General features: G+C 46.7%; 10 protein-coding genes and 12 tRNA genes. 18 read left to right on the forward strand and 4 right to left on the reverse strand.

Annotated features, from left to right (window positions below; genetic code table 11):
• Positions 1–15 precede the first annotated feature (15 nt).
• The 12 genes from ACFRAM_RS21000 to ACFRAM_RS21055 all read left to right on the forward strand — a co-directional run bounded on the left by ACFRAM_RS21000 (position 16) and on the right by ACFRAM_RS21055 (position 1,153).
• Positions 16–93, forward strand: a tRNA-Asp gene (locus ACFRAM_RS21000).
• A 12-nt stretch (positions 94–105) separates the two neighbouring features.
• Positions 106–181 (forward strand) — tRNA-Phe (locus ACFRAM_RS21005).
• A gap of 20 nt (positions 182–201) precedes the next feature.
• A tRNA-Thr gene (locus ACFRAM_RS21010) sits at positions 202–277 on the forward strand.
• A 5-nt stretch (positions 278–282) separates the two neighbouring features.
• Positions 283–368 (forward strand) — tRNA-Tyr (locus ACFRAM_RS21015).
• A 5-nt stretch (positions 369–373) separates the two neighbouring features.
• A tRNA-Trp gene (locus ACFRAM_RS21020) sits at positions 374–447 on the forward strand.
• Between the two features lie 23 nt (positions 448–470).
• Positions 471–546 (forward strand) — tRNA-His (locus ACFRAM_RS21025).
• A gap of 47 nt (positions 547–593) precedes the next feature.
• A tRNA-His gene (locus tag ACFRAM_RS21030) sits at positions 594–669 on the forward strand.
• A 46-nt stretch (positions 670–715) separates the two neighbouring features.
• A tRNA-His gene (locus ACFRAM_RS21035) sits at positions 716–791 on the forward strand.
• A gap of 17 nt (positions 792–808) precedes the next feature.
• A tRNA-Gln gene (locus ACFRAM_RS21040) sits at positions 809–883 on the forward strand.
• Positions 884–888: 5 nt separating this feature from the next.
• Positions 889–963, forward strand: a tRNA-Gly gene (locus ACFRAM_RS21045).
• 8 nt (positions 964–971) lie between these two features.
• Positions 972–1,045 (forward strand) — tRNA-Cys (locus ACFRAM_RS21050).
• 29 nt (positions 1,046–1,074) lie between these two features.
• Positions 1,075–1,153 (forward strand) — tRNA-Leu (locus tag ACFRAM_RS21055).
• A 120-nt stretch (positions 1,154–1,273) separates the two neighbouring features.
• On the opposite strand, the gene ACFRAM_RS21060 is transcribed toward ACFRAM_RS21055, so the two are convergent.
• From ACFRAM_RS21060 to ACFRAM_RS21070, 3 genes are all read right to left on the reverse strand, one after another.
• A complete protein-coding gene (locus ACFRAM_RS21060; protein WP_379467770.1) occupies positions 1,274–1,570 on the reverse strand; it encodes a hypothetical protein in 297 nt (98 codons plus the stop codon).
• Between the two features lie 98 nt (positions 1,571–1,668).
• Complete coding sequence (locus ACFRAM_RS21065; RefSeq protein WP_379467772.1) at positions 1,669–3,042, reverse strand: sensor histidine kinase; 1,374 nt, start codon at positions 3,040–3,042, stop codon at positions 1,669–1,671.
• Positions 3,039–3,758 carry a response regulator transcription factor gene (locus tag ACFRAM_RS21070; RefSeq protein ID WP_379467774.1) on the reverse strand — a complete coding sequence of 240 codons (720 nt, stop codon included), beginning with the start codon at positions 3,756–3,758 and terminating at the stop codon, positions 3,039–3,041. The genes ACFRAM_RS21065 and ACFRAM_RS21070 overlap by 4 nt, the downstream gene beginning before the upstream one ends.
• Positions 3,759–3,882: 124 nt before the next feature.
• Between ACFRAM_RS21070 and ACFRAM_RS21075 the strand changes: the two genes are divergently transcribed.
• From ACFRAM_RS21075 to ACFRAM_RS21095, 5 genes are all read left to right on the forward strand, one after another.
• Positions 3,883–4,803, forward strand: a complete 921-nt coding sequence (locus tag ACFRAM_RS21075) for a carbohydrate ABC transporter permease (protein WP_379467776.1) — start codon at positions 3,883–3,885, stop codon at positions 4,801–4,803.
• A gap of 34 nt (positions 4,804–4,837) precedes the next feature.
• Positions 4,838–5,692, forward strand: a complete 855-nt coding sequence (locus ACFRAM_RS21080; RefSeq protein ID WP_379468025.1) for a carbohydrate ABC transporter permease — start codon at positions 4,838–4,840, stop codon at positions 5,690–5,692.
• 111 nt (positions 5,693–5,803) lie between these two features.
• Positions 5,804–7,141, forward strand: coding sequence for an ABC transporter substrate-binding protein (locus tag ACFRAM_RS21085; RefSeq protein ID WP_379467778.1), 1,338 nt, complete (start codon positions 5,804–5,806; stop codon positions 7,139–7,141).
• Between the two features lie 77 nt (positions 7,142–7,218).
• Positions 7,219–8,352 (forward strand): efflux RND transporter periplasmic adaptor subunit, encoded by a 1,134-nt coding sequence (locus tag ACFRAM_RS21090; protein ID WP_379467780.1) that lies wholly within the window; start codon positions 7,219–7,221, stop codon positions 8,350–8,352.
• 27 nt (positions 8,353–8,379) lie between these two features.
• The gene (locus tag ACFRAM_RS21095; protein ID WP_379467782.1) at positions 8,380–10,881 is read left to right on the forward strand and encodes a hypothetical protein; all 2,502 of its coding nucleotides are present in this window, start codon (positions 8,380–8,382) and stop codon (positions 10,879–10,881) included.
• 90 nt (positions 10,882–10,971) lie between these two features.
• Here the strand turns inward: ACFRAM_RS21095 and ACFRAM_RS21100 are convergent, their stop codons facing one another.
• Positions 10,972–11,727: a helix-turn-helix domain-containing protein gene (locus tag ACFRAM_RS21100; RefSeq protein WP_379467784.1), complete on the reverse strand. Its 756-nt coding sequence runs from the start codon at positions 11,725–11,727 to the stop codon at positions 10,972–10,974.
• A gap of 336 nt (positions 11,728–12,063) precedes the next feature.
• Between ACFRAM_RS21100 and ACFRAM_RS21105 the strand changes: the two genes are divergently transcribed.
• Positions 12,064–13,203 (forward strand): BMP family ABC transporter substrate-binding protein, encoded by a 1,140-nt coding sequence (locus ACFRAM_RS21105; protein ID WP_379467786.1) that lies wholly within the window; start codon positions 12,064–12,066, stop codon positions 13,201–13,203.
• Positions 13,204–13,221 lie beyond the last annotated feature (18 nt).

Genomic DNA, 13,221 nt, shown 5'->3' on the forward strand with positions numbered 1-13,221 from the left:
CCCCGCAACCAATTTGGAACCGTGGTGTAGTTGGCCTAACATGCCTGCCTGTCACGCAGGAGATCGCGGGTTCGAATCCCGTCGGTTCCGCCATTTAGACGTTATGGCTCGGTAGCTCAGTCGGTAGAGCAGAGGACTGAAAATCCTCGTGTCGGCGGTTCGATTCCGTCCCGAGCCACCATGAAGTATACAATTTAATATGCCGGTGTAGCTCAATTGGTAGAGCAACTGACTTGTAATCAGTAGGTTGGGGGTTCAAGTCCTCTCGCCGGCACCATCTTTGGGGGATTAGCGAAGTGGCCAAACGCATCAGACTGTAAATCTGCTCACGTACGTGTTCGGTGGTTCGAATCCATCATCCCCCACCATTTTTAGGGGCATAGTTTAAAGGTAGAACAACGGTCTCCAAAACCGTTGGTGTGGGTTCAATTCCTGCTGCCCCTGCCAATTTTTTATTAAAGTTTAATATGGCGATCGTGGCGAAGGGGTTAACGCACCGGATTGTGGTTCCGGCATTCGTGGGTTCGAGACCCATCGGTCGCCCCATTTACTTTACTAAGAAATAATAGGCTTAATTAAGTCAGATTCATGTGGCGACTGTGGCGAAGGGGTTAACGCACCGGATTGTGGTTCCGGCATTCGTGGGTTCGAGACCCATCAGTCGCCCCATTCACTTCACTGAAAATAATAGGCTTAATTAATTTAGTTTCATATGGCGACTGTGGCGAAGGGGTTAACGCACCGGATTGTGGTTCCGGCATTCGTGGGTTCGAGACCCATCAGTCGCCCCATTATTAGAAATGATTGTTGGGGATTAGCCAAGCGGTAAGGCAACGGACTTTGACTCCGTCATGCATAGGTTCAAATCCTATATCCCCAGCCATTTATGCGGACGTGGCTCAGCGGTAGAGCATCGCCTTGCCAAGGCGAGGGTCGCGGGTTCGATTCCCGTCGTCCGCTCCATAATATACGGCGCCATAGCCAAGTGGTAAGGCAAAGCTCTGCAAAAGCTTTATCCCCAGTTCAAATCTGGGTGGCGCCTCCATTATTTTTTGGAGTTTCATAATTGAATAAGCCGGTGTGGCGGAATGGCAGACGCGCTCGACTCAAAATCGAGTGGGAAACCGTGGAGGTTCGAGTCCTCTCACCGGTATTAAAAGAAGAAAAGGTTCATTAGATGTTAAATCTAATGAACCTTTTTTCATGTGTTCCAAGCGAGAATAAATAGCAGCCAGGGAACCACTCCTGGCTGCTCCTATAACCTGCAGCAAACTTATTTGCTTTTTTTCTTGTCTGTTTTAGCTGGTGCTTTAACCGGTGCTTTGGACGGAGTTTTAGCTTTGTCTTTCTTGGTTGGGGTAGCTGTTGGCTTGGGAGCTGATTCTTTAGCGGGAGCAGCTTTCGTTGTGTCGGTGAGTTGTCCCATTGGAGAAGCATCAGGATTGGACTGGTTAACGGTAGTAGAGGCCTTTTGGCCAGCCGTCGATGTTGAACTGGCAGCGAAAGCCGATTGAGCAGAGACAATAGAGATGGCCAGCACAGCACCTAACAAGGTCAATTTCTTTTTCATTCTAATCAAACTCCTATATGTTTATTTGACTTATACTTTAGGAGTTTAACTTAGTTATCTGGAATTTGAATGGAACTTAGATGGAATTTAGATGAAATCTAGAAATGGGTTGGAAAACACAAAACAAACGCTGCGCCGCTACCCGGCTCGTTATGGGCTGAAATACGGCCACGGCATCGCTCGACGATGGCGCGGGAAATCGCTAGGCCTAGTCCCGTTTCCCCGTTCTTTCCTTTCGCAAATCGTTCAAAAAGCTGGGATAATAACGCTTCGGGAATTCCTTCACCGTCGTCGGAGATCCTGATAGCAATGGTTTCAGCGTCAGCAGAAGCTTGGATACGAATCGTTGTCTTGGCATAGCGAGCTGCGTTGCCCATAATGTTAATCAGCGCTTGCAGTACTTTCTCGCGGTCAACATAAATCGAGTGCTCTTGGTTGCCATCGAATCCGTTCAACTCGACTCGTAAGTCGTTCTTGACGAGCAACGGATTGATGCGTTCTAATGTCTCTGCGATTAACTCCCGTACCGGGACGTGGTTCATATGGAATATGCCTTCTTCGCTTTCCAGCTTGCCGAGAAGAATCAATTCCGTCACGATTTTTTTGAGCCGTTCGGATTCCTTGACGATGACATCCAAACCTTTATTAGCATGATCCCCCGTAAAGATGCCATCCTTGATGCCTTCGGCGTAACCTTGGATGGACATGAGAGGCGTTTTTAACTCGTGCGAGGTGTTTTGGAAAAACTGCTTCTGCGTCCGCTGGTATTTCTCCAATTCTCCAGCGAGATCGTATACGGCTTTAGCGACTTCCCCGATCTCGCCTCCCGTTTCAATCAATCGAACTTCGGAGAAACGGCGCATTTCCACTTTGTTCAATTCCTTTCTGAGCTCTTCGAGCGGTTTGACCAGTCTTCTCGTAATGAGCATACTCAGTAGGAAAGCAACGACCCCGCCAAGGGACAAGATGATCATCAACCGTTCAAACAAGGCGAGCTGCATGGCTTTAATCTTACTTAGCGGAGCTGCCATCACTGCCGTGACACCCTGCCAGTGCGGCGCACTGACTTGATTTGATGTTAGCGTCTCAACAATATATTGATCATCAGTTGTTCTTTTCCAGATTTCTCCTGACCCGGTGGGGCTTTGCTTCGATAATTCCATCAATTCCGTTGTTGCTTCACCGGTCAGGGTACTGTAAACTACTTTCTCCCCAGGTGCAATTAATACCGCGCTCGTATCTCCCGACCATGTCGTCGTATTGGAGTTTTTGATCGCTTCTGTTTGTCGAACCGACATAAGCGGCATGACTGGACTTAAATTCATCAGCCAGCTGGCCTGATCCCGCAGCTCTTTTCGCTGGCTATCCACTAAGGTGTCGAGCAGTAGGGGATGAATCAGAACGGCGGTAATCGTCAGAATACATAGTAGCAGGAATGCAAATGAAAGATGAAGCCGATAAATCATTCTCATTTTATTGCTCCGTCCTTTTCTGTCCGCAATCGATAGCCGTGCCCCCTTATGGTGTCGACGGGAAGCTCCTTTATTTTTCTACGCAGTCGTTTCACTAGATCGTCGATCGCCCGGTCGTAGCCGTAATAGTTATCTCCCCAAATTATCGTAAGCAACGCATCGCGGGTGAATGCCCGATTCGGCTGCTCTGACAACGTCTGCAGCAGTTCAAATTCTTTCAGTGTCATTTCGATTTCTTCCCCTCGCCAGAAAACGCGCCGTTCTTCCAGAACGAGCCGCAGCTCGCCAACTTGGATCTCTGTATATCCTGGTTGAGAAGGAAGGGGATTGTCCTGGGTTTGGGAAATCGAGCTAATCCGGTGGAATAAGCGGTTCACGCGTGCGACTAGTTCTCTTGGGCTGAAAGGTTTCGTCAAGTAATCGTCGCTTCCTAGTTCAATCCCTAAGATGCGATCAACTTCTTCATCGCGCGCTGAAATCATGATGATTGGCACTTCTGCCTCTTTGCGAATTTTCCTGCACAACTCGAAGCCGTTCATTCCCGGAAGCATGATATCGAGAATCCACATATCTGGCGGATCGTTCTTCCACAGCTCCCAAGCTTCTTCTGCAGTTGATAACGTCATCGTACGGTATCCCTCTTTATACAAATAAGCCGCAACGATTTCCTGGATCTGTGCATCGTCGTCGACTATGGCGATTTGATAGGACTTCATGCAGTAACCTCCTCAACATTTACCCGAGGACAATTCTACCATAAAAAATTCAGATACGGCCCGATTCCACACGTTTTCCACATTGCTTCCATATTTACTCCCGAATTTGTTTGTAAACTAATCGATGTACAGCCGCTCCGCACAAAGCATTGACCGGCTCTCGATTGGAGGTTTCTTCGTGAAGTTGCGCCGTCTGGCACGCAGGGAGCTTCTAGCTGCCTTAGGTTTTCTAGCTCCAAGCTTATGTGGATTTTCCTTATTCTATCTCATTCCGTTTGGTCAGAGTGTCCTGAACTCGTTCCAGGATCGGATTGGAGGAAGTCTCACATTATCCAACTACAAGGAACTGTTTCTCAGTTCCTCCTTTCAGAAAGCGATGTCCAACACGTTCTGGTTCACCACGATCAGCGTACCGATTCTCGTCGTTGTATCCCTCTTGCTGGCGTTACTCTTGAATCAGCGGGTACTCATCCGGAACTGGATACGCACAGCTTATGTATTGCCGCTTGTTGTACCTGTTGCTTCGATTGTGCTAGTCTGGCAAATTTTATTCGACTGGAACGGCACATTAAACGCTGTTTTGCAGCATTTCGGCTTTAGCCGTCACGATTGGATGAAATCCGATTGGGCTGGCTTTGTGATTGTGTTGGTCTATGTATGGAAGAACATCGGATACAACGTCATTTTGTTCTTGGCTGGCTTGCAGAATATTCCGGATCAATATTATGAAATTGCCAGTCTGGAAGGCGCAGGTCCGATTCGCAAGCTGTTCGGAATTACACTCACGTATTTGACACCGACGACATTTCTGGTCGTGCTCATGTCTGTGCTGAATTCGTTCAAGGTGTTCCGCGAGACGTATCTTGTCGCCGGTGCATACCCGCATGATCGCATCTATATGATGCAGCATTACATGAACAATATGTTCCTGTCCCTTGATATCCAGAAGGTATCGTCCGCGGCGGTGTTGATGGCACTTTGCATTATGGTGCTTATGTTGATTCTGTTTCGAACGGAGCAGATTTTCCGCTCTTATATGGAGTAAACGCAAGAAAAAGGTGAAGGAGGTGAATGAGGTGATGAAGCAATGGGTGGCACCGCTGTTGCGTTCGTTGTTGCTGATCGCCATCGCCGTCCTGCTGCTTATGCCCGTTGTCTTGAACATCGTCAGTTCCTTCATGACTGAGAGGGAGATTACGTCGAATTACAGCATGCTAGGCAAAACCGATACGAGCGTATTCGTAAATCTTAAGTGGATTCCCGACTGGGTGTCGTTCCAGCAATATAACAAAGTACTAATCGCTACGCCGCAATTTCTGTACCTGTTCTGGAATTCTGTAATGCTAGTGATTCCTATCATTATCGGACAAGCGTTTGTGGCAACGCTCGCTGCGTTCGCGTTCGGCAAGCTGTATTTTCCGGGCAGGGATGGACTGTTCTTACTTTATTTGATGACGATGCTGATGCCGTTCCAGGTGACGCTCGTGCCCAATTACTTGATGGCTGATCGGCTGGGCCTCCTGAATCATCCTAGCTCTATCATATTGCCCGGTATATTCGGGGCCTTTGGCGTGTTTCTGCTACGGCAATTCATGCTCCAGATCCATTCGGCTTTTATTGAAGCAGCTAAAATCGATGGGGCGGGATACTTACGCATATTCATATCGATCGCACTCCCAATGGTGAAGCCGGGCGTTGCCGCACTCGTCGTACTCTTATTCGTTGACTATTGGAACATGGTCGAGCAGCCGCTTATTTTTCTGCAGGATGCTGCGTTGCAGCCACTCTCTGTGTTTCTTTCCCGCATACAGGAAGATGCGCTTGGCGTCTCGTTTGCCGCCTCGGTTATTTACATGATGCCTATGGTGCTTCTGTTCTTAAGTGCCGAACGGTATTTTATCGAAGGAATCCAGCTTTCCGGCGTGAAAGGCTGAGCGAAAGGAATAAGCAACGTGAGGTCCGCAAGGACAACGGATTGCAGGATTCGCAATGGCTCTATTTCTCCGGCAACAACCAAATTTGATTAAATTGAGAGGATGATTCATTTGAAAAAAATAGGGTTAATCGTCATGCTATCCAGCGCGCTGCTGTTATCCGCCTGTTCTAACAACGAGGGAGGCGATTCCAAAGTCGAGAAAGAGGGTGGCCAGAAGACTGTCGTCATCTCTGTCATGAGGAAAGATCGTTTCTTGGAAACTGCAGCGCGACAATTTGAGGAACAGCATAAGGATATCCATATCGAAATGAAGGAATATAAAGCGCCAGAGCCAGTTGCAGAAGGTGGCATGGGGGTAGAGTCCATCTCGCTGGGAGACGTAGAAAAGTACGTGCAATCGGTGACGACACAAGTCATTTCCGGTAAAGGGGCCGATCTTATTCTCATGAGCGAATTACCCCAGGACAAATTCGTCGCCAAAAAACTGCTGGTGGACTTGAATGATCTATTGTCCAAAGACAGCTCGTTCGATCGAAAAGCTCTATTCTCTAATATTTTGCAGGCATCCCAAGACGGAGATGGTTTGTATGCCATGCCACTCTCTTTTTCGCTCTCCCTGTTTCAGGGAAATACAGAGTTATTGAAGAAGTCGAATATTTCAGTTGACGTCAATAAATCGTGGAGCTGGAGCGAGTTCAAGGATCTTGCCCAAAAACTGAAGGAGCAAGGTGATGCCGAAAAGCTTATTAGCCTGGATCCCTTGTCGCTGCTCTTTGATTTCATCGAGGACAATTACGCTCAGCTCGTAGGGCAGGGCCAGCCGAACTTCGACTCTGATTTATTCCGCAATATGATGACAGATATCAAATCGATGTATGACGAAGGTTTGCTCAGCGATGGTATGTCATTCGATAACAGTAATGCGGCATTTCAAATGGTGAATGTATTCAGTCCCGAGCAGGCACTGACGAAGCCTCAGGGCATGGATTATTACCAAAAGCCGAACGTGAGCGGGCAAAAGTTTGGTACACCGTTCCAGCCTACGTACAGTTTAGGGATAAACAGCAAATCCGACGTTCAACAGGAAGCATGGGCATTCATCAAGTTTTTGCTTTCTGATGAAATGCAGGCTTCCCCGAATCTCACGGGAATACCAATGAATAAAGGGATCACCGATAAAAAATTCAAGGAAACTCTCCAAAAAATCGAGAACGGAACGCTGGAAACCATGATCCCACTAGACATGCTGCCGGATGGCGAAACGGTAAAAAAACGGATTGAAGCGGTAGAGAAGCTGATCTCGGAAACCAATTTTCGAAGATCTAGCGATATGAAAGTGATAACGATCGTCATGGAAGAGTTCAATAGCTTCATGAGCGAACAGAAATCGGCAGAAGAAGTAAGTAAACTTATCCAAAACCAAGTGAAAACGTATTTGAATGAATAACGGAAGAGGGGGAGATCGTTAGTCGATCTTTCCCTATCATGAGTTATAGAGGCAGTGAAGAAATGGGGGAGCAGCAGATGTTACTGCAGGGAAAACAACGCTGGGCAAGTATAGGGCTAATCCTATTCTTTGTGCTGCTGGCCGGTCTAACATTATTCAGTAATACCCTAGAGACGGCAATGCTGCCGAAAGTGACCACCGAGAATCCTTCAAGTAAGCGTCTAGTGCATCATATTAAAGGCAGCGGCATCCTCACACCGAAGAAGCTGAAGACATTGAACAGTGATAACGGCTGGTTGATCAGCGAAGTGCATGTGAAGGAGAATGATCGCGTACAAAAGGGCCAGCTGCTAGTGACTTTCGACAGCACCAAGTCACAAGAAGAGCTGCTTGAAGCGGAATACCAACTCAAGAAACATGACTTGAACCGGGAAAAGCTGAAAGAGCAGTACATTGTCGCTGGAAATGCTGAAGACGAAGAAGGGATGATCAGTGCCAAACGGGAACTGGATATCAACACATTGGATCGGAACAGTCTCCAGCGCAATATAGAACGGCTAAAACGTGAGCTAGGTAAAAGCCGGACCATACATGCTCCGTTTGATGGAAGGATTATTGAATTACCGGCGGAGCGAGGAATGATGATTGGACAGGGACAAAAACTCATGACAATCGTCCAGCTAAGTGAAGGATATGAATTTTCTTTCACATTAGATAAGGATGCGGCAGCAATGCTGCAGCAAGGTGAGAAGATTCCTGTTCAATTGAAAGGAAAAGAAAACAAGAAATTTACCGGTACACTATCCAAAATAACAATCGCCACTTCAGGCCCAGGACCAAATGACCGGGGAGAGGGCGAGCAAAACGCGCCTGAGAGCTCGGATAAGCGGAAAATTGTTATATCGTTGCCGGCGGAAGGAACGGAGGGAGATGAAGAGGCAGCAGTAGTTGTACAAAAGGAGCCCGCAGAGCAAGGATTGGTGATTCGGAGTGAGCTGATCAAAAGTGATGGAGAAAGCAGCTATGTATGGGTGGTCCGTGAAAATAGAGGCACGCTTGGAACGACCTACAGGGTTCAAAAGGCTTATGTTGTCAAGGGTGACACCGTGGATAAAGAAACGATTATTTTGGGCGGGCTTTTGAAGGATGAGCAATTGATTGCAGAATCAAGTGAGCCCTTGCAGGAGGGCAATCGGATAAGACTAAAATGAGAAAGACTGAAAGCGGGAGGGAGTGTAATGAACAAACTTAGAACGACTGGTGCGGCCATACTGCTCTGTACAACTCTTTTCATCCAGACAGCGGGCTATGGGGGTTACACGACTACTGCAAGTGCTGCTCCAACTGCACCTCAAGGTTTTACACTGGATCAGTTAGGGACAATCGCCCTGAAAAACGGGGTTAGCGTCAAATTGACCGATGTCAATCTGATGGAACAGGACAACGGTAATATATTGACCTACTCATTGAGTTATACCAATGGTACCAATAGCAGCGTTCTTTTAAAAGACTATTTCAATAAAGTGACTACTCCGGGAGGTACCGTTGTCCAGGGCAATACAGTGACCAGCAGTACCTATGCTAAATCTATTCCCGCTAAATCTACTCAGAGCGTCACTTATTATGTGAATATAGGCAAGGCTAATAAGATTAACGGGATGAAGATATCCTTATATACTTGGGATTTCAACAGTGCAGATTTCCGGAGACAGCTGGGGACCTTTACCGTTCCTGCTGCCTATTCTATCATCGTTCCCCAAGATCAGAGTAAAAATCTTACACTGAACAACCAGCCGGTTAGCACCAAGGCCGAGAGCTTGCAAATCTACAAATATAATGGGAAAGTATATGCAAAAGTAGGCATCAGCTTCTCCAATCTTGGAACGAAGGCCCTTGAGGACTTGAATTTAAAAGGATACCTCGCCTCGGTGGGAGGCTCGATCTTTAAGCTGTCCTTGGATGATACGGCAGGAGCGAATCATAAAGTGCAGCCCAAGGAGAAGAAAACAATCTTTTTCCTGACAGAAATCCCTTCTTATATTAAAACAGATAAAATGCGCCTACAGTTCTCCCAGGAGGACAGTGCGCTGAAGATTGAGCTACCGGTGGCCAGCTATAATCTTCCGGCAGCTACTACGCCAAATCTCGTGGTTCCAAGTACCGTGGTGAAGAAGATTCTGATTAGCAATAACACTGTAGAAACTGAGCTGAAAAGTGCAAAGGTAGCTGCAAGCGGCAATTCGGCCAAGTGGGCGCTAAAATTCCGGGTGAAAAATAGCGGCAATAAATCCGTTACGCTGCCTGCATATAAGCTTGAAGTGAAAGCGTCGGAAGGCTTCAGCTTCCCCGTAGATTCCAAAGCATTCGCAAGTCTGACGCTAAAGCCACTGGAAGAGAAGACTATCGACCTGACTGCTGAGGTACCATTATCAATAGATCAGGCTAAGCTACAGTTACAGTTGGTAGAGCCTGCTGCGGAGGGGAAGATTATTTTCCCGACTGCTTACTATCAGATTCCGTATTCGCTGCAAAGTAACCAGTGGCAGGATTCAGAATATATGGTAGATAACAATCATGGCAAGTTCGGTGTGAAGTTTGTAAATATTCAACGGCTGCCATGGCTTGATAAAGATCAAATGGTGGTCAAAATCAACATTCGCAACCTGCAATCGACTTCCGTGCAGCTCCCTACCCTTAAAGGGATTGTCATGGCTGAAGACAACAATGTCAGTGGTACTTCGCAGGTGGTGACGGAGGATACCCAAACGATTCTGGCTCCGAATGAGACGGTGGCCGTCTATGTGCTGTTCACAGTTCCTTATGCGTATACATTTAATCATTTAAAGATTGAACTCCAGGAAACAGTAGGAGAGGAGAAGGAGAACTTCCTGACCTTGAACACTACCCAACTGTATAACCAGGTAAAAGAGATCGAACCTCTTAGCCCCTTCAAGCTAGAGTTAGTAGGGAAGAAAGCAGAGGTCGTTGAGCTACTTACCACTGTCTATCCGGGCACGGGCTCCAATATTATGTATACAGAGCTGGTTATGACAAATGAGGAGAAGCGCAGAGCCGATCAGGCGCAGCTTGTGGCGTACTACAAAACGCAGGACAATTACTACTATGAAGCGAAGGTCAGCCAGTCGGAAACGCCACCGGGTCCTAACGGGAAAAGCTTGGTGACCGTCTGGAGTAAGATTCCCGCGAATGTGGACCCCTCAAAGCTGGTACTCTATCTGGGCGCAGGGGTGGCTGATGGTAAGCTAACCTCTCCTGGTGGCAAACCGACCGGTTTTATCAACACGGTGTCGCTAGGTCTGAACATGGTTACTGAGGAGCCGCAAAACAATCTGCTGGGCATAAATATGTCTCCATATACGTTATCCATTACGGATGCGAATGCCACAGTTACTGTTGGCAGCGATACACTGAATGCGGTGTTGAATTATAATCTTGAAGTCAGCAATTTGTATGAAGCCGGTCCATATGAGCATAAGCTTGTGCTGGAACTCGTTGATCCACTGGGGCAGTCGATGTCTCAGACGCTGAATTTTGGTACAGATCTTCAGGTAGGGAGCTTCAAACGATATGCGATGACGTTAACTAGTAATGGATATAAGACGCTGGATGGAGGAGCAATACGGTTGAATGTATACGATGAGTTCCAAGGACAGCGGAAGCTGTTGGCGACACAAACGTATAAGCTTACTACATTAAGAAAGAAAACCGACCAGCTATAATGAAATGTTGTTATTAAAAAAGATAGAGAAGAAGCCGTGAGGGAAGTCTCACGGCTTCTTTACGTGCTATATAAGATGAATAAAGAAGCACTAATTAGCTCTATTATTGATACGGAAAGTGCGTGGGGTCAGACCGATCTCCCGTTTGAACATGTTGCAGAACTGGGCGTCATTCACAAAGCCTGAAGCAGCAGAGACTTCAGAGATGTGCATTTGTGTGTGCTTGAGCAATGATTTGGCATAGTCCAGACGCTTTAAAAGAAGATAACGCAGCGGCGAACAACCATAGCGTTCTTTGAATAAATGGCGGAACCGGTCATAGCTATAGCCGGACATCTCTGCCAGGGAGCCAATCGGCAGTTTTTGCCGATAATGCTCGTCCATATAATTCATAACATATTGTACACGGTCCTCCGAAAGCGAGGGTGATCCTGTAGCTCCCAGCAAGCGGAGTAAGTGAACAGTGATTTCGCTCATCTGAAGATTCAGCAGCTCCGCGAAACCGTCACGCTTCCGGCAAAACTCCTCTTTCATCCGGAGCAAGTTCTGCAATACAGTCTGTTCTTTATCATCTTCATAAACCCCAGCCAGCGCATTCATCTGCGGGTTATCGCAATGAAAACCTACGAATAAAATATCGGCCTCAGGCTGATGGTTCTCGTCATGCTTGGTATTTGGCGGGATCAGTGAGAAGGATGAGTTACGAAAATGATAGCTTCGTGTCCCAACGTTACAGGTTCCCAATCCCTTTATATAATAAACCAATTCGTAGCATTCATGCTGATGCGGGGGGATATAAGTTCCAGATTCATGCTCTGCGCTTACAATATATAGAACACGTACCATGTTGATCCTCCTTGTTGAGTCTTTTAGCCGAATCGTACAAAAATATGACCGAAACTATATAATTATTTGTAATGATATTTGTTATGATCGTATCAGTTAAACCGAATATTCGCAACCTGACCGGCCATCTCGTTCGGAAATTGATTCGGTTTATGCAGGAGAATATCATGAAAACATCCGTTTTGTAATGAAAAAAGGATAAAATCATGATTATCATTATTTGGTTTACATTTTCAAACTAGAAATAGACTAACGTAAATTGTGCAAATCTTTGACTATCGGAAAAGACGGGTCCTGACAGAACGACCAACTACAAACAGGGGTGTGACTAGGGAAATGAAAAAGAAGGTTCTGGCATTAATGCTACTGACAGTAATGGTACTGGTAACGGCATGTGGTAGCGGTGCATCCAATAATGGGACGTCCACAACGAATGGAAACCAGACGGCAGAAGGCGGAGAAACGGCTTCGGCTGGTAAACTGAAGGTCGTATTGATTATTCCAGGCACGCTGGGAGATAAATCTTTTTTTGATGCGGCGAATAACGGTCTCCAGAAAGTGAAGGAAGAGCTCGGTGCAGAAACCAAGGTCGTTGAGATGGGCACAGATAAAACCAAATGGGAGCCTACGTTCAATGACATCGCGGCTGGGGACTGGGACGTAATCATCTCCGGTGGCTCTGAGATTACAGAAATGTTCAACGCTACAGCAGAGGCCAATCCGGATAAAAAATTCATCAACTATGATACGGACATCGATGAGGCTCCGGCTAATATGTACAACATGTCTTACGCGACTAACGAGGTGTCTTTCCTTGCAGGCGCAGTTGCAGCTTTGGCAACACAGTCTGGTATGCCGAATGCCAACAAAGATAATGTAATTGGTTTTGTAGGTGGTATGGACATCCCTGGGATCAATGCTTTCCTGGTAGGATACATTCAAGGTGCACAGTATGTTGACCCAAGTGTAAAAGTAGCAGTGTCCTATGCAGGTGACTTCGTCAACCCGGCCAAAGGCAAGGAACTTTCGCTGATTCAATACAACTCCGGTGTAGACGTGATTTTTAATGTAGCTGGTGGTACAGGCCTCGGCATCTTCGATGCAGCTAAAGAGAAGAAGAAATATGCGATTGGTGTCGATTCCGACCAAGCGGCGCTGATTAAAGATACTGACGCTGAAAAAGCCAATCTTATCATTACTTCGGCAATCAAAAAAATTGATATGGCGATTCTAGGGGCAGTGAAAAAGCTCCAGAACGGTACCCTTGAAATGGGTAAACGAGATGTACTGAGCTTCGGGGATGACGGTGTGGGAATTGCCGAGAACGATATCTACAAAAATGTTCTGCCAGCGGACCTCCAAGCCAAAGCGGATGAAGTGAAGCAAAAACTCATTAACAAAGAAATCAAGGTAGATAACGCAATGGGGATGGAAACTTCGGAAGTAGAAGCGATCCGTAATGCGGTTAAACCTTAATTCCATAAAAGATCAATA

The sequence above is a fragment of the Paenibacillus sp. NPDC056722 genome (assembly GCF_042790635.1).
Taxonomy (GTDB): Bacteria; Bacillota; Bacilli; order Paenibacillales; family Paenibacillaceae; genus Paenibacillus_AQ; species Paenibacillus_AQ agri.

Coding starts and splice junctions, on each gene's coding strand:
- ACFRAM_RS21060 (WP_379467770.1), bottom strand. CDS start 1,570: ATGAAAAAGAAATTGACCTTGTTAGGTGCTGTGCTGGCCATCTCTATT.
- ACFRAM_RS21065 (WP_379467772.1), bottom strand. CDS start 3,042: ATGAGAATGATTTATCGGCTTCATCTTTCATTTGCATTCCTGCTACTA.
- ACFRAM_RS21070 (WP_379467774.1), bottom strand. CDS start 3,758: ATGAAGTCCTATCAAATCGCCATAGTCGACGACGATGCACAGATCCAG.
- ACFRAM_RS21075 (WP_379467776.1), top strand. CDS start 3,883: ATGTACAGCCGCTCCGCACAAAGCATTGACCGGCTCTCGATTGGAGGT.
- ACFRAM_RS21080 (WP_379468025.1), top strand. CDS start 4,838: ATGAAGCAATGGGTGGCACCGCTGTTGCGTTCGTTGTTGCTGATCGCC.
- ACFRAM_RS21090 (WP_379467780.1), top strand. CDS start 7,219: ATGTTACTGCAGGGAAAACAACGCTGGGCAAGTATAGGGCTAATCCTA.
- ACFRAM_RS21095 (WP_379467782.1), top strand. CDS start 8,380: ATGAACAAACTTAGAACGACTGGTGCGGCCATACTGCTCTGTACAACT.
- ACFRAM_RS21100 (WP_379467784.1), bottom strand. CDS start 11,727: ATGGTACGTGTTCTATATATTGTAAGCGCAGAGCATGAATCTGGAACT.
- ACFRAM_RS21105 (WP_379467786.1), top strand. CDS start 12,064: ATGAAAAAGAAGGTTCTGGCATTAATGCTACTGACAGTAATGGTACTG.